At 67.9% G+C, this 23,673-nt stretch carries 21 protein-coding genes; 11 read left to right on the forward strand and 10 right to left on the reverse strand.

The annotated features are described in order from the left end of the window. The first annotated feature begins 1 nt into the window (after position 1). A complete protein-coding gene (locus AC0KS4_RS26395) occupies positions 2–1,240 on the forward strand; it encodes an MBL fold metallo-hydrolase (protein WP_225326075.1) in 1,239 nt (412 codons plus the stop codon). A gap of 1 nt (position 1,241) precedes the next feature. Continuing rightward, positions 1,242–2,192, forward strand: a complete 951-nt coding sequence (locus AC0KS4_RS26400) for an LLM class flavin-dependent oxidoreductase (protein ID WP_225326076.1) — start codon at positions 1,242–1,244, stop codon at positions 2,190–2,192. Here the strand turns inward: AC0KS4_RS26400 and AC0KS4_RS26405 are convergent. Then, a complete protein-coding gene (locus AC0KS4_RS26405) occupies positions 2,189–2,848 on the reverse strand; it encodes a GntR family transcriptional regulator (protein ID WP_238955589.1) in 660 nt (219 codons plus the stop codon). The genes AC0KS4_RS26400 and AC0KS4_RS26405 overlap by 4 nt on opposite strands. Before the next feature lie 67 nt (positions 2,849–2,915). Here AC0KS4_RS26405 and AC0KS4_RS26410 point away from each other — a divergent pair, with 67 nt between their 5' ends. From AC0KS4_RS26410 to AC0KS4_RS26420, 3 genes are read left to right on the forward strand one after another with little or no spacing between them, the layout of a single operon-like run. After that, a complete protein-coding gene (locus AC0KS4_RS26410; RefSeq protein ID WP_472408539.1) occupies positions 2,916–4,280 on the forward strand; it encodes an LLM class flavin-dependent oxidoreductase in 1,365 nt (454 codons plus the stop codon). Further along, positions 4,273–5,457, forward strand: coding sequence for a CaiB/BaiF CoA transferase family protein (locus tag AC0KS4_RS26415; protein WP_238957254.1), 1,185 nt, complete (start codon positions 4,273–4,275; stop codon positions 5,455–5,457). Before AC0KS4_RS26410 ends, AC0KS4_RS26415 begins: the two co-directional genes overlap by 8 nt. Before the next feature lie 17 nt (positions 5,458–5,474). Continuing rightward, positions 5,475–6,386, forward strand: coding sequence for an HpcH/HpaI aldolase/citrate lyase family protein (locus tag AC0KS4_RS26420; RefSeq protein WP_238955591.1), 912 nt, complete (start codon positions 5,475–5,477; stop codon positions 6,384–6,386). On the opposite strand, the gene AC0KS4_RS26425 is transcribed toward AC0KS4_RS26420, so the two are convergent. The 4 genes from AC0KS4_RS26425 to prpD are packed head-to-tail and all read right to left on the reverse strand — an operon-like array spanning position 6,383 to position 13,318. Next, a complete protein-coding gene (locus tag AC0KS4_RS26425) occupies positions 6,383–9,766 on the reverse strand; it encodes a pyruvate carboxylase (protein WP_238955592.1) in 3,384 nt (1,127 codons plus the stop codon). The two genes, AC0KS4_RS26420 and AC0KS4_RS26425, sit on opposite strands and share 4 nt — an antisense overlap. A 5-nt stretch (positions 9,767–9,771) precedes the next feature. Further along, positions 9,772–10,899, reverse strand: a complete 1,128-nt coding sequence (locus tag AC0KS4_RS26430) for a bifunctional 2-methylcitrate synthase/citrate synthase (protein ID WP_238955593.1) — start codon at positions 10,897–10,899, stop codon at positions 9,772–9,774. Further along, a complete protein-coding gene (prpB, locus tag AC0KS4_RS26435; RefSeq protein ID WP_225326082.1) occupies positions 10,896–11,813 on the reverse strand; it encodes a methylisocitrate lyase in 918 nt (305 codons plus the stop codon). The genes AC0KS4_RS26430 and prpB overlap by 4 nt, the downstream gene beginning before the upstream one ends. Continuing rightward, positions 11,813–13,318, reverse strand: a complete 1,506-nt coding sequence (gene prpD / locus AC0KS4_RS26440) for a 2-methylcitrate dehydratase PrpD (RefSeq protein WP_238955594.1) — start codon at positions 13,316–13,318, stop codon at positions 11,813–11,815. Before prpD ends, prpB begins: the two co-directional genes overlap by 1 nt. Before the next feature lie 110 nt (positions 13,319–13,428). Between prpD and AC0KS4_RS26445 the strand changes: the two genes are divergently transcribed. Beyond that, positions 13,429–14,862 (forward strand): short-chain fatty acyl-CoA regulator family protein, encoded by a 1,434-nt coding sequence (locus AC0KS4_RS26445; protein WP_238955595.1) that lies wholly within the window; start codon positions 13,429–13,431, stop codon positions 14,860–14,862. Here AC0KS4_RS26445 and AC0KS4_RS26450 read toward each other — a convergent pair. Further along, positions 14,852–15,736 carry a ribokinase gene (locus tag AC0KS4_RS26450; protein ID WP_255641338.1) on the reverse strand — a complete coding sequence of 295 codons (885 nt, stop codon included), beginning with the start codon at positions 15,734–15,736 and terminating at the stop codon, positions 14,852–14,854. The two genes, AC0KS4_RS26445 and AC0KS4_RS26450, sit on opposite strands and share 11 nt — an antisense overlap. 54 nt (positions 15,737–15,790) lie before the next feature. On the opposite strand from AC0KS4_RS26450, the gene AC0KS4_RS26455 reads away from it, so the two are divergent. Next, a complete protein-coding gene (locus AC0KS4_RS26455) occupies positions 15,791–16,780 on the forward strand; it encodes a D-2-hydroxyacid dehydrogenase family protein (protein ID WP_225326086.1) in 990 nt (329 codons plus the stop codon). Positions 16,781–16,785: 5 nt separating this feature from the next. On the opposite strand, the gene AC0KS4_RS26460 is transcribed toward AC0KS4_RS26455, so the two are convergent. From AC0KS4_RS26460 to AC0KS4_RS26475, 4 genes are read right to left on the reverse strand one after another with little or no spacing between them, the layout of a single operon-like run. Next, positions 16,786–17,394 carry a TetR/AcrR family transcriptional regulator gene (locus AC0KS4_RS26460; protein WP_225326087.1) on the reverse strand — a complete coding sequence of 203 codons (609 nt, stop codon included), beginning with the start codon at positions 17,392–17,394 and terminating at the stop codon, positions 16,786–16,788. Further along, the gene (locus tag AC0KS4_RS26465; protein WP_225326088.1) at positions 17,391–18,164 is read right to left on the reverse strand and encodes an SDR family NAD(P)-dependent oxidoreductase; all 774 of its coding nucleotides are present in this window, start codon (positions 18,162–18,164) and stop codon (positions 17,391–17,393) included. Before AC0KS4_RS26465 ends, AC0KS4_RS26460 begins: the two co-directional genes overlap by 4 nt. Beyond that, the gene (locus tag AC0KS4_RS26470; protein WP_308011522.1) at positions 18,161–18,652 is read right to left on the reverse strand and encodes a VOC family protein; all 492 of its coding nucleotides are present in this window, start codon (positions 18,650–18,652) and stop codon (positions 18,161–18,163) included. The genes AC0KS4_RS26465 and AC0KS4_RS26470 overlap by 4 nt, the downstream gene beginning before the upstream one ends. Then, a complete protein-coding gene (locus AC0KS4_RS26475; protein WP_225326089.1) occupies positions 18,649–19,734 on the reverse strand; it encodes an NAD(P)H-dependent amine dehydrogenase family protein in 1,086 nt (361 codons plus the stop codon). The genes AC0KS4_RS26470 and AC0KS4_RS26475 overlap by 4 nt, the downstream gene beginning before the upstream one ends. A gap of 113 nt (positions 19,735–19,847) precedes the next feature. Between AC0KS4_RS26475 and AC0KS4_RS26480 the strand changes: the two genes are divergently transcribed. The 4 genes from AC0KS4_RS26480 to AC0KS4_RS26495 all read left to right on the forward strand — a co-directional run bounded on the left by AC0KS4_RS26480 (position 19,848) and on the right by AC0KS4_RS26495 (position 23,628). Beyond that, a complete protein-coding gene (locus tag AC0KS4_RS26480) occupies positions 19,848–20,705 on the forward strand; it encodes an SDR family NAD(P)-dependent oxidoreductase (protein WP_225326090.1) in 858 nt (285 codons plus the stop codon). 168 nt (positions 20,706–20,873) lie between these two features. Beyond that, positions 20,874–22,229 carry a WS/DGAT/MGAT family O-acyltransferase gene (locus AC0KS4_RS26485; RefSeq protein ID WP_225326091.1) on the forward strand — a complete coding sequence of 452 codons (1,356 nt, stop codon included), beginning with the start codon at positions 20,874–20,876 and terminating at the stop codon, positions 22,227–22,229. 6 nt (positions 22,230–22,235) lie between these two features. After that, the gene (locus tag AC0KS4_RS26490) at positions 22,236–22,721 is read left to right on the forward strand and encodes an NUDIX hydrolase (protein WP_225326092.1); all 486 of its coding nucleotides are present in this window, start codon (positions 22,236–22,238) and stop codon (positions 22,719–22,721) included. A gap of 1 nt (position 22,722) precedes the next feature. After that, positions 22,723–23,628 carry a haloalkane dehalogenase gene (locus AC0KS4_RS26495; protein WP_225326093.1) on the forward strand — a complete coding sequence of 302 codons (906 nt, stop codon included), beginning with the start codon at positions 22,723–22,725 and terminating at the stop codon, positions 23,626–23,628. Positions 23,629–23,673 lie beyond the last annotated feature (45 nt).

Here is a 23,673-nt window from a genome sequence, read left to right on the forward strand (position 1 = left end):
GATGACCGAACCCGTCTATCGCGGCAGGCCCGGCGCCGACGCGATGCGCCCGGCGTCCGCGGAGAAGGCGGATGAGATCGCCCCGGGATTGTGGTGCTCGCCCGGGCTGTCCAACTCGTACCTGCTCACCACCGCGCAGGGGCGGGTGATCGTCAACACCGGCATGGGTTTCGAGGGGCCGGTGCATCGCGCCAACTTCGACGCCGTGGACTCCTCGCCGGTGCGCTACATCATCTTCACCCAGGGCCACGTCGACCATGTCGGCGGCCTGGACAGCGTGCGCGACCCCGACACGACCGTTGTCGCGCAAGCGAACTGGACGACGTGGCGAGACGACAACGAACGACTGATCCCCTACCGCGCCAGCCGCAGCGCGTTCGCGTTCAAAGACACGCTGGCCGACGGCATCCAAGCCATCCAACGGCGCCTGGGGACCGCGCAACTGGCGGGCCAGAGCGTGCCCGCCGTGGACCTCGACTTCGAGGACACGCTGACGCTGGAGCTCGGCGGCCGACGGATGGAACTGATCTCGGTGCCCGGTGGGGAGACCACCGACTCGCTGGTGGTCTGGCTCCCCGACGAACGAATCTGCCTGTGCGGAAACACCTTCGGCCCCCTGTTCGGGCACATCCCCAACCTCGTCACCATGCGGGGCGACCGCTACCGGGACGCGTTGACGGCCATTGCCTCGGTGGAACGGGTCCGCGACCTGCGCCCCGAGCTGCTCGTGACGGGTCACTTCGCGCCCGTCGCGGGGGCCGAGCGCATCAACGCCGAGCTGGCCCGGCTGCGCAACGCCATCCAGTACATCCACGATCAGACGGTCGCCGGAATGAATGCCGGAAAGGATGTCCGCACCCTGATGCGCGAGATCACGTTGCCCGCGGAATACGAAGTGGGCCAGGGCTATGGGAAGGTCGCCTGGGACGTGCGGGCCGTCTGGGAGAACTACTCGGGCTGGTTCCACCACGAGTCGACCACCGAGCTGTACCCGGTCGGATTTGACGCCGTCGCGGCCGACGTGGTCGAGTTGGCCGGCGCCGATGCGCTCCTGGATCGCGCCCGGGCGCACCTGGCCGCCGATCGGGCGCTGCACGCCATCCACCTCGCCCAGCTCGTGCCCGCCGAGCATTCGGGGGCTCGCGATGTGCTCCGGCAGGCGCATGAAAAACTTCTCGCAAGCAGCACGAACTTCTGGGAAAGCGCGTGGCTGCGCAACCAGATTGCGAGGAACTCATAGCATGCTGCTGACGGTGCTGCGCTTCAACTTCGCCTCGCCGCAGGGGGATCCGCGCGTGCAGGGCGAACAGCTGTCCGCCGCGCTCGAACTGGCGCAGTGGGGTGAGTCGCACGGCATCACGTCGATCAGTGTCGACGAGCATCACGCGACCGGGCACGGGTGGAGCTGCAACCCGATCATGGCCGCGGCGATGTTCTTGGCCCGGACCTCGACGCTGATCGCCAGCGTCGATTGCGCGTTGGGCCCGCTGTGGAACCCCGTCCGCCTTGCCGAAGACATCGCGCTCGTCGACAACATGAGCCGCGGCCGGCTGCACACCACGGTGGGCCTGGGATACCGCACGGTCGAATACGACGCGCTGGGAGCCGATTTCACGCGACGTGGCGCGCTGATGGACGGCCTGCTCGAGCGGATGCTGGCGGTGTGGTCCGACATTGGCACGTGGACCCGGCCGCATCCACCGCTGTACGTCGGCGGTGGCGCGCGTGCCACGGCGCGCCGCGCCGCCCGGTTCCGGCTGCCGCTCAGCCTGGCCGATCACCTGCCCGAGATCGCCGCCTACTACCGCGAGCTGTGCGCCGAGGCGGGCATGGCGCCGTTCATTCTCATGCCGGGACCGATCAACCGCGGAATGATCTACCTGCACGAGGACCCCGAGCGGGCGTGGGCGGAACTGGGCGACCACATCCTGTGGGAGGCAGTCACTTACGGCGGATGGTCCACCGATCAACGCTCGCTAATGCACCTTCCGGGTGTGCAGACCCTGGACGAGGTCAGGGCATCGGGGCGGTACCGCTTCCTGACTCCAGATCAGCTGATCGCGGAGGTGCGCGAGGCCGAGAACTACGGGCCGCTCGTCATGCACCCCCTGGTCGGTGGCATGCCGGTCGACGAAGCGTGGAAGTCGGTGCAATTGCTCACCGACAAGGTCCTGCCCGCGCTGGCGGCCTAGGCGTCGCGGCGTTGTTCGAGCCAGTCGGCCAGCGAACGGCCGGCATCTAGGACGTGTCGCTCGGCGATCGCACGGGCCCGTTCGGCGTCCTTGTCGCCCAGCGCGTCGAGCAGCTGTTGATGTTCGTCGAGCGAATGCTTTTCGTGCTCGGGAAACAGGGCCAGGAAGTTGCTCGGCACCACGCGGGCGACCTGTTTGATCTGGTTCAGCAGGCGAGGGGAGTGCGCGGCGCGATGGATCATCTGATGGAAATGCCAGTTGGCTTCTCCGATGGTGTCGTCCCCGGATCGCGCGACGACGTCGGCCGCGAGTTCTCGTAGGGTGTCGAGTTCCGCGGGCTCAATCCGCTCGGCGGCCCAGGCCGCGGCCTGCCCGGTCAGCACGCCGAGAATGGTGAAGCTGTCCAGGACGTCGCCCGGGCTGATGCCGAGCACCGTCACGCCGCTGCGGGGGGCGACTTGGACCAGGCCCTCGAACGACAGCTCCAGCAGCGCCTCGCGCACCGGCGTGCGGCTGGTCGCGAATTCCTCGGTGATGGCGTCGAGGTCGACCCGCGAACCGGCCGGCAGGACCCCGGTCAGAATGCGGTCGCGAAGTTCGCGGGCGGCGCGCTCTCGGACCGTTCCGGAGATGTCGATCCCTGAGGTCGAAGCCACCTGGGCATAATACCAAACGACAGGTTTAGCATTTGATATCTGAAATATCAGATGTTACGTTTCAAGTATGCGCACCGACAAAATGGCCCTCGTGGCCTTCATGCAGGCCGGCAGCACCTCGGTCTACGCGGGCTCGTGGCGGCACCCCGCGACCGAACACCGGTACTTGGACGCGTCCTACTACGCGAAGATCGGCCGCCAGCTCGAAGAGGGTTGCTTCGACCTGATGTTCTTCGACGACCGCCTGGCCATGCCGGGGGTCTACGGCGGATCGGTGGGCGAGGCCGTGCATTACGGCGCCCGCCCGGTCAAGCTGGACCTCAGTGTGATTCTCGGGGTGCTGGCGCAGGCCACGTCGAAGATTGGGCTGGGCGCCACCTACTCGACCACCTACTACCAGCCGTTCCATGTGGCGCGCACGTTCGCCTCGCTCGACCACCTGTCGGGTGGCCGCGCGGCCTGGAACGTGGTCACCTCCGTCAACGACAGCGAGGCGCAGAATTTCGGCGTCGACGCCCACCTCGGTCACGACGAACGCTACGACCGCGCCGACGAATTCATGGACGTCGTGACCGGCCTGTGGGACACCTGGGAGGACGAAGCCGTCCTGCACGACCGGGCGTCCGGGCAGTTCGCCGACCCCAGCAAGGTGCACGAGCTGGGACACGTCGGCCAGTTCTTCTCCGCCCGTGGACCGTTGACGGTGCCGCGGACCCCGCAGGGCCGGCCGGTCATCATCCAGGCCGGATCGTCGGGCCGGGGCCGCGAATTCGCTTCCCGGTGGGCCGAATTGATCTTCACCGGCGACCCGGGCATCGAGGTCGCACGCAACCACTACGCCGATCAAAAGGACCGCATCGCCGAAGCGGGCCGCGATCCCGCCGCCGTGCGCATCTGCCCCATGGCCTACGCGGTGGTGGGCGAATCCGAGGCCCACGCCAAGGATCGCGAGGCGATGTTCCTCAACGATCTCGTACATCCGATGGCGTCGCTGACGCTGCTGTCCGAGCTGATGAATTACGACTTCGCGCAACACGACCTCGACGACCCGGTGACCGACGAACTGCTCGCCTCCGCCTCCGGAATCCGCGGCCTGGTGCAGAACCTGCGCACCCATATCGGCGGGGACACGGTCACCTTGCGCGACCTCGCCAACCATCGCGCCACGCTGCTGCAGGGGCCCCGCTTCGTCGGCACCGGCGAACAGGTCGCCGATCAGATGGCCGACTGGTTCGAAATCGGCGCCTGCGACGGATTCGTCTTGGCCGCAACGCATCTGCCCGGAGCGTTCGAGGACGTCGTGCGCATGGTGGTCCCGGAGCTGCAGCGGCGCGGCCTGTTCCGCACCGAATACGAATCGTCCACGCTGCGCGGGCACCTCGGGCTGCAGCGTCCCTCGAACAGCCGGGTGGCCGCCGGTGCCCATGCTTGACGGGCTGCGGGTGCTCGACCTCGCGACGCTGGCCGCCGCTCCGCTGGTGGCGACCTACCTTGGCGAGTTCGGCGCCGAGGTGATCAAGGTCGAAGAACCGCGCCACGGCGACCCGATCCGCGGCTGGGGCAACCAGCGCGACGGAGTCGGGTTGATGTGGAAGTCGATTGCGCGCAACAAGCGATCGATCACGCTGGACTTGCGGTGCGCGGAGGGTCAGGAGCTGGTGCGCCGCCTGGTGCAGCACGCCGATGTCGCCATCTTCAACACCCGCCCGCAGACGTTGCGCAAGTGGGGGCTCGACTATGAGAGCCTGCGCGCGGTCAACGAGCGGATTGTGATGCTGCACATCACCGGTTACGGGCTGAGCGGGCCGAAGAGTGAGCGCCCGGGCTTCGGCACGCTGGGTGAGGCGATGAGCGGGTTCGCGCACATCACGGGTCAGGCCGGCGCGCCGCCCACCCTGCCGCCGTTCATGTTGGCCGACGGCGTCGCGTCGCTGAACGCCGCCTACGCGGTGATGATGGCGCTGTATCACCGCGACGTGCACGGCGGGCCGGGCCAACTGATCGATGTCAACCTGATCGACCCGCTGGCCCGGCTGCTGGAACAGACGCTGCTGGGCTATGACCAGTTGGGCCTGGTGCCCGAGCGGGCCGGCAACCGGTGGGACATCTCGGCGCCGCGCAACACCTATCGCACCGCGGACGGCAAGTGGCTGGCCATGTCCGGCAGTTCGCCGGCGTTGGCGCTGCGGGTGTTCCGGGCGATCGGCCGCCACGATCTACTCGACGACGCCGACTTCTCCGACCCGCAGCGACGGCTGGCACGGGCCCGCGAGGTCGATGCCGTGGTCGCCGATTGGGTTGCCACCAAGACACTTTCGGAGGCGATGGAAGCCTTCGAAGCGCACGAGGTGGCGGCGGCGCCCGTTTATGACATCAGTGACCTGGTCGCCGACGAGCAACTGGCGCATCGTGAGGTGTTCATCTCCGTCGACGACCAACAACTCGGACCCATGACGGTGCAGGCCCCCGTTCCGCGCTTCTCGTCGGCGTCGGGCACGGTCGGGCATCTGGGACCGCGCCTCGGCGAGCACAACACCGAGGTGTACGGGGAACTGCTCGGCATGGGCCGCGACGAAATCGACGACTTGCGCGCCCGTGGCGTGTTGTGACGGAAGGAAATTGAACGATGACGAATCTTCTCCGCCGCTCCGAGCTCGCGGTGCCCGCCTGCAGCGACAACATGTTCGACAAGGCCGCCGGGTGCGGCGCCGACCTGGTGTTCCTCGACCTCGAGGACGCGACGCCCGCCGCGTTCAAGGAGGAATCGCGCGGCAAGGCGATCAGCGCGCTCAACGACCTGGATTGGGGCCGCACCGCGCGGGCGGTGCGGATCAACGGGCTGGACACCGCGTGGTGCCACGACGACGTCATCGAGGTGGTGACCAGGGCCGGCCGCAACCTCGACACCATCATAATCCCCAAGGCGCGCACCGCCCGCGACGTGTGGTGGGTGGACGTTCTGCTCACACAGCTGGAATCAAAACTGAACCTCGGCAAGCGGATTCGGCTTGAGGTGCTGATCGAAGAGGTCGAAGGTCTGGCCAACGCCGAGGAGATCGCGGCGGCCAGCCCTCGCCTGGACGCTTTGATCTTCGGGGTGGGTGACTTCTCGCTGTCCCAGGGCGCCCGGGTGGACACCAACTTCGTCCCGCTGGGCGAGTATCCCGGCGAGTTCTGGGCCTACGCGCGCAACAAGGTGATCGTCGCTGCGCGCATCGCGGGCATCGACGCGATTGACGCGCCCTACCCCGACTACCGCGACCTCTCCGGATACGAGCGCGACGCGCGGCGCGCATCGCTGCTCGGCTACACCGGAAAATGGGCGATCCACCCCGACCAGGTGCCCGTCGCCAACGCGGTATACGCCCCGACCGCCGACGAAATCGCCCGCGCCGAAGCCAATGTCGCCGCCTACCGGGAGGCCGAGGCCAGGGGCCGCGGCGCCGTTGGGGTGAACGGCGTCCTGGTTGACGCCGCCCACGTGAAGCAGGCGGAGCAGACGCTGGCGCGCGCCGCGCTGATCAACGGCAGCTGCTAGTCGATCACCACGAGTAGGTCGCCGCCCTCGACCTGTGCGGTGCGCGACACCGCGATTCGCGCGACCTTGCCGGCCTTCGGGGTGGTGACGGCGGCCTCCATCTTCATCGCCTCGATCGTCGCGATCGTCTGACCGGCCTCGACCTCCTCCCCGACCTCGGCGGTGACCGTGACGACGCCGGCAAAGGGGGCGGCGACGTGGTCGGGATTGGTGCGGTCGGCCTTTTCGGCCGCCGGCACATCGGTGGCGATGCTGCGATCGCGCACCACGACCGGACGTAGCTGACCGTTGAGGATGCACATCACGGTGCGCATGCCGCGTTCGTCGGGGTCGGAGATGGCCTCGAGCCCGATCAGCAGCTCCACACCGCGCTCCAGCTCCACGCGGTGTTCGTCCCCCTGGCGCAACCCATAGAAGAACTGGTTGGCGCTCAGTCCCGAGGTGTCGCCGTACGTCTCGCGGTGATCGTCGAGCTCCTTGGCCGGCCCCGGGAACAGCAGCCGATTCAGCGCGGCCTGCCGCTCGGCGCCCGGCACGGCCAACGCCTTTTCATCGTCGGCGGTGAGCGGCTGCTCGGGCTTCGCCGGCCCGCGCCCGTCTAATGCCTTGGTGCGCAACGGCTCCGGCCAGCCTCCGGGCGGGTCACCGAGTTCGCCGCGCAGGAAGCCGATGACGGAATCCGGTATGTCGTAGCGCGCCGGGTCTTCGGCGAAGTCCTGCGCGCTGACGCCGGCCCCGACCAGTGCCAGCGCCAAGTCGCCGACCACCTTGCTCGACGGCGTGACCTTGACGAGGTGCCCGAGGATGGAATCGGCGCCGGCGTAGGCGTTTTCGATGTCCTCGAACCGGTCGCCGAGTCCCAGCGCGATGGCCTGCTGGCGCAGGTTCGACAATTGGCCACCGGGGATCTCGTGGTGGTAGACGCGGCCGGTCGGCGACGGCAGCCCGGATTCGAACGGCGCGTAGACCTTTCGGAGGGCTTCCCAGTACGGTTCCAGGTCGCACACCGCCGGCAGCGACAACCCGGTGTCGTACTCGGTGTTGGCGGCGGCGGCCACGATCGACGACAGCGCGGGCTGGCTGGTGGTCCCCGCGAGCGGGGCCGCGGCGCCGTCGACGGCGTCGGCCCCCGCGTGCCAGGCCGCCACGTAGCTCGCCAGTTGCCCGCCCGGGGTGTCGTGGGTATGCACGTGCACCGGCAGGTCGAATCGGGATTTCAACGCCGAGACCAGTGTCGCGGCGGCCGGCGCGCGCAACAATCCGGCCATGTCCTTGATCGCCAGGACGTGCGCGCCCGCCTCGACGATCTGTTCGGCCAACTTGAGGTAATAGTCGAGTGTGTAAAGCGTTTCGGCCGGATCGCTGAGATCGCCGGTGTAGGACATCGCCACCTCGGCGACCGCCGTCCCGGTTTCGCGCACCGCGTCGATGGCCGGCCGCATCGAGTCGACGTTGTTCAACGCATCGAAGATCCGGAAGATGTCGATGCCGGTGGCCGTCGCCTCCTCGACGAACGCGGTCGTCACCGTCTCCGGATAGGGCGTGTAGCCCACGGTGTTGCGCCCGCGCAGCAGCATCTGCAGACAGATGTTGGGCATCGCCTCGCGCAGCGCCGCCAGCCGCTCCCACGGGTCCTCTTTCAAGAACCGCAGCGCCACATCGTAAGTCGCCCCGCCCCAGCACTCCACCGACAACAACTGCGGCATGGTCCGCGCGAGGTAGGGCGCGACCTTGAGCAGGCCGGTGGTGCGGACCCGGGTCGCCAGCAGCGACTGGTGCGCGTCGCGGAACGTGGTGTCGGTGACGGCGACGCCGCGTGACTCGCGGAGCCAGGCCGCAAATCGCTGCGGCCCGAGTTCGGTCAAACGCTGCTTGGATCCCGCGGGCGGGTCCGTCGACAGGTCGATGTCGGGCAGCTTGTCGTGCGGGTACACCGTCGACGGGCGCTCACCGTGCGGCTTGTTGACGGTGACGTCGGCCAGGTAGCTGAGGATCTTGGTGCCGCGGTCGGCCGAGCTGCGCGCCGTGAGCAGCTGCGGGCGCTCCTCGATGAACGACGTGGTGATGCGTCCGGCCTGGAAATCCGCGTCGTCCAGAACCGCTTGCAGGAACGGAATATTCGTCGATACACCACGAATGCGGAATTCCGCGACCGCCCGTCGGGCCCGGCGCACGGCCGTGGGGAAGTCGCGACCGCGGCAACTGAGCTTGATCAGCATCGAGTCGAAATGCGCGCTGATCTCCGCGCCCAGCGTCGTGCCGCCGTCCAGCCGGATTCCCGCGCCGCCCGGGGTGCGGTAGGCGGTGATGCGGCCGGTGTCCGGGCGGAAGCCGTTCGCCGGATCTTCGGTGGTGATGCGGCATTGCAGCGCCGCGCCGTGTGGGACGATCGAATCCTGGCGCAGGCCAATCTCTTCCAGCGTCTGCCCGGACGCGATGCGCAGCTGGGCGGACACCAGGTCGACGTCGGTGATCTCCTCGGTCACCGTGTGTTCCACCTGGATCCGGGGGTTCATCTCGATGAACACGTGATTGCCGCGTTCGTCGAGCAAGAACTCCACAGTGCCCGCACACGTGTAGCCGATGCTTTCCGCGAACGCCACCGCGTCCGCGCAAATGCTCATCCGCAGTTGTGGATCCAGGTTCGGCGCCGGGGCGATTTCGATCACCTTCTGGTGCCGCCGCTGCACGCTGCAATCGCGTTCGTAGAGGTGGATCACGTTGCCGTGATTGTCGGCCAGGATCTGGACCTCGATGTGACGCGGGTTGATCACCGCCTGCTCGAGAAATACCGAGGCATCCCCGAACGCGGATTCGGCCTCACGGCTGGCCGCCTCGATCGCCTCCGGCAGCGCTGTGGGGTCGGTGACCCGGCGCATCCCGCGGCCGCCACCTCCGGCGACCGCCTTGACGAACAGCGGAAACGTCATCGACTCGGCGGCCGTCACCAGCTCGTCCACCGATGTCGAGGGCGTCGAGGAGGCCAGCACCGGCAGGCCCGCCGCCCGCGCCGCCGCGATTGCCCGCGACTTGTTGCCGGTGAGCTCGAGCACCTCGGCACTCGGGCCGACGAATGTGATGCCCGCCGCCGCGCACGCCGCCGCCAGGTCCGGGTTCTCGGACAGGAAGCCGTAGCCGGGGTAGATCGCGTCCGCCCCGCAGGCCTGCGCCGTGGCGACGATGTCGTCGACCGACAGGTAGGCGCGGACCGGATGGCCCTCCTCGCCGATCTGGTACGACTCGTCGGCCTTGAGCCGGTGCACCGAGTTGCGGTCTTCGTAGGGGTAGACCGCCACGGTGGCCATTTCCAGCTCGTAGGCGGCGCGGAATGCGCGGATCGCGATCTCGCCGCGATTGGCGACCAGGACTTTCGTCAACACGGTATTTACGATAGAGCCCGTTGCGGCGGTCCGACATACTCGCTCAGCGGACGGATCAACGCGTTGGACGCGGTCTGCTCGATGATGTGCGCCGTCCACCCGGTGATCCGGCTCATCACGAAAATCGGCGTGAAGGCCCCGATGTCGAAGCCCATGAGGTAATAGGCCGGGCCGGTCGGGAAGTCCAGGTTCGGCTTGATGCCGTTGGCCTCGGCCATCCCCTTTTCCAGGACTTCGTAAATGTCGAGCCACTTCTGGCCGTCCCGCGCCGCGGCGACCCGCGTGAGCGCCTCCTTCATGGTCGGCACCCGGGAGTCGCCGTTCTTGTAGACGCGGTGACCGAAGCCCATGACCTTGTCTTTGCGATCCAGCTTGCCCCGCAACCACTCCGAAGCCCTTTCGGCGCTCCCGATTTCGATCATGTCGTGCATGACCGCTTCGTTGGCCCCGCCGTGCAGCGAGCCCTTGAGCGCACCGATGGCGGCCGTGACCGCGCTGTAGATGTCGGACTGCGTCGAGGTGACCACGCGGGCGGCGAAGGTCGAGGCGTTGAAGCTGTGCTCGGCGTAGAGCACCATCGACTGTTCGAACGCGTCGACGATCACCTGCTCGGGGACGTCGCCGAAGCACATGTGCAGGAAGTTCTGCGCGTAGCTCATGTGGCTGTGGGGCGCGATGGGTTCCAGGCCGCGCCGGCGGCGCATGTCGGCCGCGACGACGGTGGGCAGCACCGCGAACATCCGCAGCGCCTTGGCGTGGTTGGCCGCCGGGCTGCTGTCGTCCTCGTCGGGGTCTTCGGCGCCCATCGAGCTGATGAAGGTGCGCACGACGTCCATCGGGTGGCAGGTGTCGGGCAGTTTGGACAGCAGCGAAAGCTGGGATCGGTTGAGCCGACGCGCCGCTCGTTCCCGCTGGGTGAACAGGGCCAGCTGCTGTTCGTCGGGCAGCTCGCCGTGCCAGAGCAGGTAGGCAACCTGCTCGAAGCTGCACGTGGCCGCGAGGTCCTGCACGGCGTAGCCGCGGTAGGTCAGGGAGTTGGTCTCCGGGACGACCTTGGAGATGGCCGTGGTGTCGACGACGACGCCGGCCAGGCCCTTATAGATGCGGGGCTTGTTGTCTTCGGCGGTACTCATGGCGCGACTCCTTGCACGGTAAAGTTGTAGATGTCGGAATCGAATTGGGTGTAGTCGGCGTAGCGCAGCAACTCGTAGAGCCGGCTGCGGTGCTGCATCCGATCGGTGAGGCCGGATTGTGTTCCGGTTTCGGCGATTTCACGGAGACCGATCTCGACGGCGTGCATGGCCAGCCGCAGCGTGGTGACCGGGTAGATCACCACGTTGTAGCCGATGTCGGACAGCTGTTGGGTGGACAGCAGCGGCGACTTGCCGAACTCGGTCATGTTGGCCAGCAAGGGTGTGTCCACCGCGGCGCGGAAGCGCTCGAATTCCGTTGGGCTGCCCAAGGCTTCGGTGAAGATCAGGTCCGCACCCGCGTCGGCGTACGCCTTGGCGCGCTCGATCGCCGCCGGCACCCCCTCGATGCCGGCGGCATCGGTGCGGGCGCAGACGATGAAATTCGGATCGCGGCGGGCGGAGACGGCGGCCCGCAGCCGTTTGATCATCTCGGCGGCCGGCACCACCGCCTTGCCGTCGAGATGCCCGCAGCGCTTGGGGTTTTCCTGGTCCTCCAGGTGACAGCCGGCCAGCCCGGCGTCCTCGAGCACCGTCACGGTGCGCGCCGCGTTCATCGGCTCGCCGAAGCCGGTGTCGGCGTCGATCAGGGTGGGCAGGTCGGTCACCCCCGCGATCTGCGCGCCGCGCCCGCCGACTTCGGTCAGGGTGGTCAGGCCGATGTCGGGCAGGCCGAGGTCGGCCGAGAGCGCCGCGCCCGACACGTACACCCCGTCGAACCCGAGCTCGGCGACGAGCTTGGCCACCAGCGGCGAGAAGGCACCCGGGAACCGTTGCAGCCGACCGCTTTCCAGCGCGGCACGAAACCGCGCCCGTTTCGCCGCCGCCGGCACGACACCGCCGATCAGCCCGCTCATCAGAAAATCCCCGCCGGAATCGTCGGCGCCTTGTCGAGCACCAACGGACCGACCGTGATGTTGAGCGCACCCAGAGCGCCCGCCTGCAGGTCCGCCAGAGCTTCGGCCGCCGACAGGAACCGCTGCTGCTCGGCCTCGCCGACCACGCCCTCGGCCAGCTCGGCGAACTTCCCGACGTACTGCTTGCGCTCAAACCGCCTCGCCCCCAAGGGATGAGCGTCGGCGACGGCGAGCTCGTCGACGATCACCTCACCATTTTTGAGGGTGACCTCCGCGCGCGCGCCGAACGCCTTCTCCGCCGGATCGGCGGAGTGGTAGCGCCGGGTCCATTCGGGATCCTCGACCGTCGAGATCTTCTGCCACAGCGCGACGGTGTCGGGCCGGTGCGCTCGCTGCGGCGCGTACGAGCGCTCGTGGTGCCAGGTGCCGTCCTGCAGCGCGACCGCGAAGATGTACATCACCGAGTGATCCAGCGTCTCGCGCGAAGCGTCCGGGTCGAACTTCTGCGGGTCGCCCGACCCGGTGCCGATCACGTAATGGGTGTGATGGCTGGTGTGCAGCACGATCGTCGCTACCTGGTCCAGATCGCCGATCCGTTCGCGCATTCGGCGCGCCAAGTCGATCAGCGCCTGACTCTGATACTCCGCCGAGTGCTCCTTGGTGTAGCTGTCCAGGATGGCGCGCTTGGGTTCGCCGGGTTCGGGCAGCGGGACGTGATAGGTGTGCCCGGGCCCCGAAAGCAGCCAGGCGATCACCCCGTCCTCGCCCTCCCAGATCGGGGCCGGCGCGCCCTCGCCGCGCATGGCGCGGTCGACGGCCTCGATGGCGACCTTGCCCGCCCAGGCCGGCGCGTACGCCTTCCAGCTCGAGATCAGACCCTTGCGCGACTGCCGGGTGGACGTCGTCAGGTGCAGCGCCTGCCCGATCGCCTGATAGATGGTCTCTTTGTCCAGACGCAACATCGTGCCCAGGCCGGCGGCCACGGACGGACCCAGGTGCGCGACATGGTCAATCTTGTGCTCGTGCAAGCAGATTCCCTTGACCAGGTCGATCTGGATCTCGTAGCCGGTCGCGATGCCTCGGATCAGGTCCGCGCCGCCGATCCCCAGGTGCTGCGCCACCGCCACCAGGGCGGGAATGTTGTCACCCGGATGCGAGTACTCGGCGGCCAGAAACGTGTCGTGGAAATCCAATTCGCGCACCGCGACGCCGTTCGCCCAGGCCGCCCACTCGGGAGAGTAGTCACCCTCGATCCCGAAAACCTTGGCGCCCTTGGCCGCGGCGGGGTGTGCCCGCGCCTGGGCCCGCGCGACCGCCACCGGCCGACGAACCACGGAAGCGGCGGAGACCGCGGCATTGTCGATGATGCGGTTGATCACCATCGCCTCGACGTCGGCGGGCACGGCGACCGGGTCGGCCGCGACCTCGGCGATCTTCCAGGCGAGGTGTTCACTACGAGGGAAGTCGTCGGCGCTGCGCCGGGTCCGAACATCATGAATGCGCATAAGTCGCACAGTACGCAGGACGTGGGACGGCGTAAATCCCCTGTAAAAGCGTAATCTTGTGTCCTTATCCGCATGGTTTTGCGAATGTTGTGAAAGGGGCTGGGCGTACGGTGAAACCCGTGGCGAAGACGTTCGCCGGCGCGCGGCTCCGGCGATTGCGCGAGGAGCAGGGGCTGACTCAGGTGGCGCTGGCGCGCGTCCTGGGTTTGTCGACCAGCTACGTCAACCAGCTGGAAAATGACCAGCGCCCGATCACCGTTCCGGTATTGCTCACCCTCACCGAACGATTCGACCTGCCGAGCCAGTACTTTGCGCCGGAGTCCGATGCCCGCCTGATTTCCGACCTTCGAGAGGTGCTCGCCGAGGCGCCGGCCACGGCCGCGCAGGTCGAGGAGCTCGTCGCCCGCATGCCCGCGATCGGTCAGACCCTGGTCAACCTGCACCGGCGGCTGCACGACACGACGGCGGACCTGGAGGCCCTGCACAGCCGCGCGAATTCGGAAGTCTTGGACACCTCGTCGCTGTCCCAGCAGCCGATGCCGTTCGAAGAGGTTCGCGATTTCTTCTACGACCGCAAGAACTACATCGGCGAACTGGACCTCGCCGCCGAAGATCTGTTCAACGAGAACCACTTACGAATCGGCGGACTCGACGGCCAGCTCGCGGAGCTGCTCGCCGACAAGCTCGGCATCGCGGTCGTGATCGACGACGGTCAGGTGTTGGACCCCAACTCCAAACGCCTGTTCGCGCCCGAAGCGAAAACCCTGTACCTGGCCCGGTGGCTGCATCCGGGCCAGCGTGCCTTTCAGCTCGCCACCCAGATCGCCCTACTCACCCAGGGCCGGTTGATCACCGGGATCATCGCGGGCGACGACCAGCTCAGCGACGACGCCCGCGGCGTGGCGCGCATCGGGCTGGCCAACTATTTCGCCGGCGCCCTGCTGCTGCCCTACCTGAGATTCCTCGACGCCGCCGAGCACGTCCGCTACGACATCGACCAGCTCGCAAGGCGATTCGAGGTCGGCTTCGAAACCATCTGCCACCGGCTGTCCACCCTGCAGCGCCCGAACGCGCGGGGCGTGCCGTTCATCTTCGTCCGCACCGACAGTGCCGGGAACATCTCTAAACGCCAGTCCGCCACCGCTTTTCACTTCTCCCGCGTCGGCGGCAACTGCCCGCTGTGGGTGGTCCACCACGCGTTTTCCCGACCCGGCCAGTTTTTGACCCAGGTCGCGCAGATGCCCGACGCGCGCACCTACTTCTGGGTGGCGCGGACCACCACGACGGAGCCGAGCCGTTACCTCGGCCCGGACAAGAGCTTCGCCATCGGGCTGGGATGCGACGTCGCGCACGCGGAGAAGCTGATCTATTCGGTCGGCATCGATTTGGCCGACGCGGAGTCGATCGTGCCGATCGGTGCCGGCTGCAAGATCTGCGACCGGCCCGCGTGCCCGCAGCGCGCGTTCCCGTACCTCGGCCGCCCGGTGTACGTCGACCCCCACACCAGCACCGAACTGCCGTATCCGCCCGCGATCACGCCTTGAGCGCGGCCAGGTCGGGCCGCCCGCCGAGGCGCTGGACCGTCGCGCTGGCGGCCGCGGCCGCCAGCTTGCCGGCTTCCGGTGGTGCGGCGCCGTCGCGCAGCGCGGCGATCAGGCCGGCCACGAACGCGTCACCGGCGCCGGTCGGATCGACCACGTCCACGTCGGCGAACTCGAACAGCTCGCTGCCCCCATTCCACGCCACCAGGTCACCGACCTTCGGAACGGCGACGGCGACCAGTCCCGGGCCGCAGGTCAGCAGGTGGGCGGCCAGCTCGAAGGCTTGCTTCGCCGTGGTGATTTCCCGGCCCGCGATCAGCGAGGCTTCCGTGGCGTCGGCCCGGATCACGTCCACCGCCGCGAGCAGCTCGGCGCGGATGTGCGGGGCGGGAGCGCCGTCGGCCACCACGCGCAGCCCCCGCCGCCGCGCCCGTTGCGCGGCTTCCAAGACGGTGGCGGGCGGCTGCTGCAGCTGAAGGGAAACGGTATCTGCGCCGTCGAATACAGTGATTGACCGATCGAGGTCGGCGACCTGAACCAGCGAGCTTTCCGGCACGTCTTCGAGGAGCATGCGTTCGGGCGGCCGGGCGACCACATCGATCAACAGCGCCGTGGTGCCGCGGCGCGCGACGCCGCCGACGTCGATGCCGTCCCGTCGGGCCCGCGCCAGTACTGTCCTCCCGGCGTCGTCGTCACCCGTGACGGCGATGAGTGCGACCGGCACACCCAGCTGCGCCAGGCCGACCGCCTGGTTGGCGCCCTTGCCGCCGAGCAATTCCTTGCGCTGCCGGATCGTGACGGAATCGTCGGGCGTCGGCGGCCCATCGGTACGCAGCACCAGATCGCGTGCGATCTGGCCGATCACCACCACGCCCATGGGTCCAGCGTGCCCGGTCTTGACGGGCACGGCAACGCGATGATCGAGTGAGCCATGCCCAAGGTCGCGATACTCGACGACTATGCCGGGGTGGCGTTGCAGGTCGCCGACTGGTCACCGGTGCAGAACCGTGCTGACGTAACCGTTTTCGATCGCCACCTCTCCGAAGACGCCGCCGCCGAAGCGCTGCGGCCGTTCGACGTGCTGTGCACCCTGCGTGAGCGGATGGCGTTTCCGCGGACCCTGATCGAGCGGCTGCCGAACCTGAAGCTGATCACCATCGTCGGCAAGAGCCTGCCGAACCTGGACCTGGCCGCGGCCACCGAGCGCGGGATCCTGGTCGCCCATTCCGATTTCGCGCATCCCCGATTCAGGGCGATGCGCGATGCGACGCCCGAACTCGCCTGGGGCCTGATGATCGCGACGGTGCGCAATCTCGCCGACGAGCATCGCCACATGCGCGACGGCGGCTGGCAGAGCGCCGCGGGCATGACCCTGGCGGGCAAGACCCTCGGCCTGCTCGGCCTGGGCAGGGTCGGCAGACGCATGGCCGACTATGCCAAAGCGTTCGACATGGAAGTCGTTGCGTGGAGCCAAAATCTGACCGAAGACGCCGCCGCGAGCGTGGGCGCCCGGCGGGTGGAGAAGGCCCGCCTTTTCGAGGCCTCCGACGTGGTCTCCATCCATCTGGTGCTCTCGGAGCGCACGCGAGGGCTGGTCGGCGCGACCGAGCTGGCCCTGATGAAGCCGCACGCCTACCTGATCAACACGTCGCGGGGCCCGATCGTCGACGAGGCGGCCCTGCTCGCCGCGCTGGAATCCGGGCGCATCGCCGGTGCCGGGCTGGACGTGTACGACATCGAACCGCTGCCCCGCGATCACCCGTTGCGGCGGCTCCCGAATGTGACACTGTCCCCGCACCTGGGGTACGTCACCCGCGAGATGCTCGGCGCCTTCTACTCCGACACCGTGGAGTCAGTGGTGGCCTGGCTGGACGGGCAGCCCATTCGGATCGCCAATCCCGAGGTGTTGCAGCGACGCTGACCCGCTCACCGACGTTTCCAGTGCGGACTTTTGACCGCGTCGAGGGCCTCGGTGACATAGCGATCGAGCGGCCACGGCTTTCCGGACTGTCGCACCCACTGCTGGAAGGCGAAATCCGCTGCCGCGAACGCGAGTTGGACCAGCAAGCCGGGACGCAGGTCGGCGTCGGCGTTGACGCCCATCCGCTCGGCGATGAGCTTGGTCGCCCGCTCCTTGTCGGCGGGCCGGTGCACCGTGACCTTGTCGAGCAGGTCGGGGACCACCAGCAGGGCCTCGCGCCATTCTTCGGTGTCGGCCTGCTCGAACGAGCGGGTCCTGGTGATGATGGCGTTGATCAGCGCGATATCGGGTGGTTCGGCGGCGGGGCGACCTTCGAGGAGATTGACGATCGCGGCGCCGCCGTAGCGCACGGGCGCAAGGAGAAGCTCCTCCTTCGCCGGCACGTGGCGGAAGAAGGTGCGCGGGGAAACGCCTGCGGCGGTGGCGATTTCCTCGGTGGTCACCGCGTCATACCCGCGCTCGACGAACAGCCGGAACGCCGCGCGCCGGATGTCGGCGCGGATCTGGGCGCGCTGCCGATCGCGGAGCGACTCTGGTCTGGCCGGGGACGTCACCGGAAGCAGCCGATCCCGCCGTCGACGTGGATGGTCTGCCCGGTGATGAACGTCGCGTCGCTGCCGAGCAGGAACGCCACCAGCGCGCCCACGTCGGTGCGGACGTCGCCGATGCGCTTCATCGGAACGCGCCCCACCGCCTTCTCGTATTCCTTGGGCGCGAACGACTTCCAGTACTTGACGCCGTCCGATTCGGCGAACGGGCAGATGACGTTGACGCGGATGTTGTCGCGACCCCATTCCAGCGCCGCGACCTTGGACAGGCCGCGGATGCCTTCCTTGGCGGCCGCGTACCCGCCCCACTTGGGCTCACCGCCGGTACCCGTCCCGGAGCCGAGGTTGACGATCGACCCGCCGCCCTCCCTGACCATGAGCGGGTGCACGGCCTGCATGAGCAGGAAGGTCGCCCGGGGCCCGACGTCGTAGCCGAGCGCGAGGTCGTCGGTGGTGATGTCGACGAACGCCTTGGGCTCGTTGGTGGCGATCGCGTTGTTCACCAGGCCATGCACGGCACCGAAGGCGTCGACCGCGGCGGCCGCGATCCGCTGCGCGCTGTCGGGGTCGCGCAGATCGGCGACGAGCCGTTCCACCCGTCCGATCGCTGCGAGTTCGGCGGCGGTCGCCTCGAGCGCCTCCCCTTGGATGTCGACCACCAGCACCGCAGCGCCGCGTTCGAGCAACGCGGCCGCCACGCCCTTGCCGACGCCCTGGGCGGCGCCGGTGACGATCGCGACGTGTCCGCGCATCGAATCGGGGTGGGTGTAGCTCATCGGACGGGTCCCATCTGCAGCGCTACGCCCCGGTGCATTTCGTAGGTGCTACGCGCCCCGTTGGGCAGTTCGATGAACTCCACCGGCGTCCCGTCCGGATCCTTGACGAAAAACATTCGGACACCGCCGATCTCGAAGGGGTCCTGGTCGGGCGTGTAGCCGGCGGAGACAATGCGGCGGTGGGTGTCGTCGAGGTCGGTCACCGACAGCGAGACGTTGTGGATCCCCGTGAAGCCGCGTCGCTGTTTCTGCTCGGTCGCCCTGGCCCCGATCGACAGCAGCTCGATCATCAACCCGCCCAGTAGCCCACCGACCACCCGGCCCTCGTGCTTGCGGGTCGCGTGCAATGCCGCATCGAAAGGCTCACCGGAGATCAGCGATTCGAACACCACGTCCATGCCGAGGACATCTCGGTAGAACGCGAGCGCGCGGTCCATGTCGGTGACGCCCACGACGAGGTGACAGAACGACACGTCGTCGAGGATCACGCGGTGTCCGGCGCGAGATTCGGGGCCGGGCGGCCGGCGAACAACGGCAGATCGAGGTAGGTCTTGATGCCCGGCTCGGCGGCGCAGACGTCGGGAACCGCGTTGATGCAGTGGTTGGCGGTGACCACGACTCCCGGATTCTTGATCAGCCCTTCGGCGATCGTCTCCGGCTGCAACCCCTTGAAGGTGAGGTTCACGTCGGGATCGCCGGTGATCTCGACCTCGAAGCGTTCGCCGCGCTCACCGAAATCCCAGGCGGGATCGAGGTTTTCCTCACCCATCAGCCAGTTGACCGCCGCGGTGATGACCGGTTCGCCATCGACCAGCGCTTGCCAGCGAAAGCGGCGTGCCGCCACGGTGCCGACGGTGATCGGGAACGGGTCGTAGTCGATGTCCGCAGTCGCCACGGCGACATCCTGGATGGTTCTGATGTTGGGGTCGATGCGAAATCCCATGTGATCGGCGATCATCCGCACCGACTGTTTGAAGCCCGCGTCGAGCAGGCCGGCCATCGGCCCTTGGGTGGCCTCCTCGGGAGTGCCGCCGAATCCCATGATGTGGCGCACCACGTCGGGTGCATTGTAGGTGCGGATGTCGGAGAACTCCTCGGCGCGCACGTGCGTGATCGCCGAGGACAGCGAGGACACCATGAGCGGGAATCGCTCCGTGATGCCCCCGGGGTGGATCCCCGAACCATGCAGCGTCACACCGCTTTCCACCGCGGCGTCGGCGACGGCCTTGTGACGTGGGTTGCCCGGATCGGGGTAGACCCAGCCGACCGGTGTGACGACGTTCTTGCCGGACCGCAGGATCGCGATGACCTCGTCGTCGTTGGGTATCAGCGGGCTGTACATGACGCAGTCGGCGTCCAGTGCCAGCACCTCGTCGAGGCTGGTGGTCGCGGTGACACCGAGATCCTGGGTGCCGATGATCCGCCCGACGTCGACGCCGTTCTTGTCCGCGCTGTGCACCCAGCACCCGACAAGCTCCAGTTGCGGGTGATTGAGGACGCACTGGATCGCCGCCTTACCCACACCGCCGGTGGCCCACTGGATGACACGAAGCTTGGACGGGCTACTCATCATTGACCTCCCGGACGGCGGAGCGTGGCCTTTACACATCGGCGAACAAAATGGCAGGCTATGACTTGCTGACAGTGACTGTCAATGATCGGCGGTTCGGGAAGGGTCTGTGGATGAGCGTCCTCGACGGGAAGATCGCGATCGTGACCGGCACCAGCCGCGGCGTGGGCGTCGGCATCGCCCACGAACTGCTGCGGGCGGGCGCGACGGTCATCGGCTGCTCGCGGTCGCCGCTCGATGGACTCCCCGGCATCGAAAAAGACTGGGCGCCCCGCGCTTTTCAGATGGTCTGCGATCAGGGGGACTACCGTTCGATCGACTCGTTCGTCGCAGACGTCGTGGCCACGCACGGCCGGGTCGACATCCTGGTGAACAATGCGGGCGGCACCGTCCCGGCGCCGCACGCCGAGCGTATTCCGGAACTGGTGCAACGCATTCAGGGCGCTCCCGCCAGCGACGACGAGTACGCGCGCACCGCGTTGTTCCACGCGTTCGCGGTGCAGATGAACCTCATCAGCCCGCTGTGGTTCGCCATCCGCGCCTATCGGCAGATGCAGACCCAGGAGGGCGTCGGCTGCATCATCAACATCTCCAGCGGCGCGGGACATCCGGCGGGTTCGCCCACGCTGGTCTCCTACGGCGCGGCCAAAAGCGGCCTCAACCACCTCACCCGCTCACTGGCCGAGGAGTGGGGGCCGAAGGTCCGGGTCAACTGCGTGGCGCTGGGTCCGACGATGACCGAAAACTTCCGGTCGTTCGTGCTGCCGAAGGACGATCCGACCGGGGAGAAGTATTTCGCGGCCGTTCCGCTGCGCCGCGCCGGGGAGCCCGCGGAGGTCGGCCGGGTCTGCGTCTTCCTCGCCGGCGGGCAGGCCGACTTCGTCAACGGCACCACCATCGAATGCGACGGCGGCATGCTACCCGGCGTGCTCTACGAGGCGGGCCTGAAGACGATCACGGATCTGCTGTAGCCCGGTGCGCCCTGACCTGGAACCCTTGTGGGACAACGCGGTCCGCGCGATCGCCCTGTGTCCCACCGCGGCGTGGACGGTCGTGGCCGACTGACGGTCGGCGAATCAGCTCGTCGCCGATCTGCGCAGACATCCGCACGCCGACCGCAGTCCCGCTTTAATGGGTAGATGGAACTGATGATGCCGACCGACGCGATCTTTCTCCTGGGAGAGTCTCGCGAACATCCCATGCATGTCGGGGGCCTGCAGTTGTTCGAGCCCCCGCCGGGTGCCCGCCGCGGCTTCGCCCGTGAGCTGCACAAGCAATTGACGGCTCAGCGGGAGTACCAGCCCACGTTTCGCAAGCATCCCGCGAAGTTCGTCGGCGGCATCGCAAACCTCGGCTGGTCGTACGACGACGACATCGATGTCGACTACCACGTCCGGCGTTCGGCGCTGCCGTCACCCAAGCGGGTCCGCGAATTGCTCGAGTTGACCTCAAGGTGGCACAGCAGCCTGCTGGATCGTCATCGCCCCCTGTGGGAGACGCACATCGTCGAGGGCCTCAAAGACGGCCGCTTCGCCATCTACACCAAGGTTCACCATGCCCTGATCGACGGTGTGTCGGCACAGAAGCTGATGCAGCGCGCGCTGTCCACCGACCCCGACGACCCGGAGATCCGCGCCCCGTGGAGTCTGCGCAAACCCAAGCGCAAGTCCAGCCCGTCGTCTCCGCTGAGTTCGTTGGCGCGCGCGGCGGGATCCCTTGCGGCCCTTGCCCCCTCGACGGTGGGATTGGCGCGCGCGGCGCTGCTCGAGCAGCAACTGACCTTGCCGTTCGGGGCGCCGAAGACCATGTTGAACGTCAAGATCGGCGGCGCTCGCCGTTGCGCCGCGCAGTCCTGGTCGCTGGACCGCATCAAGACGGTGAAGAGGGCCGCGGGCGTCACGGTGAACGACGTCGTCTTGGCGATGTGCTCGGGCGCCCTGCGCTACTACCTGCTCGAGCAGAACGCGCTGCCGGACACGCCGCTGATCGCGATGGTCCCGGTGAGCCTGCGGACCGAGGAAGAGGCCGACGCCGGCGGCAACCTGGTCGGAGCCATCCTGTGCAACCTCGCGACCGACACCGACGATCCCGCGCAGCGCCTGCTGACCATCAGCGATTCGATGCGCAGCAACAAGCAAGTCTTCTCGCAGTTGCCGCGGTTCCAGGCGCTGGCGCTGTCCGCCGTCAACACGTCGGCGCTGGCGTTGGCGGCGGTCCCGGGCTGGGTCGCGTCGACGTCACCGCCGTTCAACATCATCATTTCGAACGTGCCGGGACCCACGCAGCCGATCTACTACGGGGGAGCCCGGCTCGACGGCAACTACCCGCTGTCCATCGCGCTGGACGGCCAGGCGCTGAACATCACCCTGGCCAGCAACGCCGGCAATCTGGACTTCGGTTTGGTGGGGTGCCGGCGCAGCGTGCCGCACCTGCAGCGCCTGCTCGCGCATCTGGAATCCTCCCTCAAGGATCTGGAACGCGCTGTGGGAGAATAGAAGTCGATGGCAAAGCTCAGCGCGGGTGTGATGTTGTACCGGACCTGCGACGGCATCGTCGAGGTCTTGCTGGCGCACCCGGGTGGGCCGTTCTGGGCCCGCAAGGACGACGGGGCGTGGTCGATCCCGAAGGGCGAGTACACCGACGGGGAGGATCCCTGGGCGGCCGCGCAACGCGAGTTCGCCGAGGAGCTGGGGCTCTCGGTGCCGGCCGGGCCACGTATCGACCTCGGTCAGCTGAAACAATCCGGCGGCAAGGTGGTGACCGCCTTCGCCGTGCAGAGCGACCTCGACATCACCGACGCGCGCAGCAACACGTTCGAACTGGAGTGGCCAAAAGGATCGGGCACGCTGCGGGAGTTTCCCGAGGTCGATCGGGTGGGCTGGTTCGCGGTGGGGGCGGCGCGCATCAAGTTGTTGAAGGGCCAGCACGGTTTTCTCGACCGCTTGATGGCGGATCCGGGTGTGGCCGGACTGCCCGAACGGACCTGACATGCAGACGCTGCGCACACCCGACGAGCGGTTCGACGGGATTTCTGATTTCCCTTATCCGCCTAGGTATTACGAGCTGCCCGACGATGACGGCGGTGCGCTGCGCGTGGCCTGGATCGAAGACGGTCCAGCAGATGCCGATCCGATTCTCATGCTGCACGGCGAGCCGTCGTGGTCGTACCTGTACCGCAAGATGATTCCGATACTGGTGGCCGACGGTCACCGGGTCATCTGCCCGGACCTGGTCGGGTTCGGCCGTTCGGACAAGCCGACCCGGCTCGGCGACCACAGCTATGCGCGCCACGTCGAATGGATGCGCGCGCTGGCGTTCGATGCCCTCGACCTCCGCAACGTCACCCTGGTCGGCCAGGACTGGGGCGGGCTGATCGGATTGCGGCTCGCCGCAGAGCATTCCGAGCGGTTCGCCCGTATCGTCGTCGCCAACACCGGGCTCCCGAACGGGGACCAGCCGATGGCCGACATCTGGTGGCGCTTCCGGGAGGCCATCACGTCGGCGCCGACGCTGGACATCGGCGCGTTCGTGCAGGGCGGCTGTCGCCGGCAGATGAGCGATGCCGAGCGCGCGGGCTACGACGCGCCGTTTCCCGCCGACGAGTACTGCATCGGCCCGCGGGCCATGCCCGGGCTGGTGCCCACGTCACCCGACGACCCCGCCGCGGCTGCCAACAAGGAGGCGTGGGCGAAGCTGTCGGTGAGCCCGACACCCATGTTGGTCGCCTTCAGTGACAGCGACCCCATCACCGGGCCGATGGCCGCGATCTTCCAGCGCGAGATGCGCGGCGCGCAGGGGATCGACCATCCGGTGATCCGCGGCGCCGGGCACTTTCTGCAGGAGGACGCCGGCGAAGAACTGGCCGGCCACATCGTGGCGTTCCTGCGCCGCTGAATGGGCCGCGGCGCGGCGGATCCGGCTGCGGGCACAATGTTCAGG

This window comes from Mycobacterium sp. NTMscope_MAC_12 (genome assembly GCF_976985675.1).

Excerpts from the sequence above, each read along its gene's own strand:
- AC0KS4_RS26475 (WP_225326089.1), bottom strand. The coding sequence starts at position 19,734 with ATGAGTAGCCCGTCCAAGCTTCGTGTCATCCAGTGGGCCACCGGCGGT.
- AC0KS4_RS26465 (WP_225326088.1), bottom strand. The coding sequence starts at position 18,164 with ATGAGCTACACCCACCCCGATTCGATGCGCGGACACGTCGCGATCGTC.
- prpD (WP_238955594.1), bottom strand. The coding sequence starts at position 13,318 with ATGCGCATTCATGATGTTCGGACCCGGCGCAGCGCCGACGACTTCCCT.
- AC0KS4_RS26490 (WP_225326092.1), top strand. The coding sequence starts at position 22,236 with ATGGCAAAGCTCAGCGCGGGTGTGATGTTGTACCGGACCTGCGACGGC.
- AC0KS4_RS26420 (WP_238955591.1), top strand. The coding sequence starts at position 5,475 with ATGACGAATCTTCTCCGCCGCTCCGAGCTCGCGGTGCCCGCCTGCAGC.
- prpB (WP_225326082.1), bottom strand. The coding sequence starts at position 11,813 with ATGAGCGGGCTGATCGGCGGTGTCGTGCCGGCGGCGGCGAAACGGGCG.
- AC0KS4_RS26430 (WP_238955593.1), bottom strand. The coding sequence starts at position 10,899 with ATGAGTACCGCCGAAGACAACAAGCCCCGCATCTATAAGGGCCTGGCC.
- AC0KS4_RS26455 (WP_225326086.1), top strand. The coding sequence starts at position 15,791 with ATGCCCAAGGTCGCGATACTCGACGACTATGCCGGGGTGGCGTTGCAG.
- AC0KS4_RS26415 (WP_238957254.1), top strand. The coding sequence starts at position 4,273 with ATGCTTGACGGGCTGCGGGTGCTCGACCTCGCGACGCTGGCCGCCGCT.
- AC0KS4_RS26485 (WP_225326091.1), top strand. The coding sequence starts at position 20,874 with ATGGAACTGATGATGCCGACCGACGCGATCTTTCTCCTGGGAGAGTCT.
- AC0KS4_RS26400 (WP_225326076.1), top strand. The coding sequence starts at position 1,242 with ATGCTGCTGACGGTGCTGCGCTTCAACTTCGCCTCGCCGCAGGGGGAT.
- AC0KS4_RS26450 (WP_255641338.1), bottom strand. The coding sequence starts at position 15,736 with ATGGGCGTGGTGGTGATCGGCCAGATCGCACGCGATCTGGTGCTGCGT.
- AC0KS4_RS26395 (WP_225326075.1), top strand. The coding sequence starts at position 2 with ATGACCGAACCCGTCTATCGCGGCAGGCCCGGCGCCGACGCGATGCGC.
- AC0KS4_RS26410 (WP_472408539.1), top strand. The coding sequence starts at position 2,916 with ATGCGCACCGACAAAATGGCCCTCGTGGCCTTCATGCAGGCCGGCAGC.
- AC0KS4_RS26480 (WP_225326090.1), top strand. The coding sequence starts at position 19,848 with ATGAGCGTCCTCGACGGGAAGATCGCGATCGTGACCGGCACCAGCCGC.
- AC0KS4_RS26495 (WP_225326093.1), top strand. The coding sequence starts at position 22,723 with ATGCAGACGCTGCGCACACCCGACGAGCGGTTCGACGGGATTTCTGAT.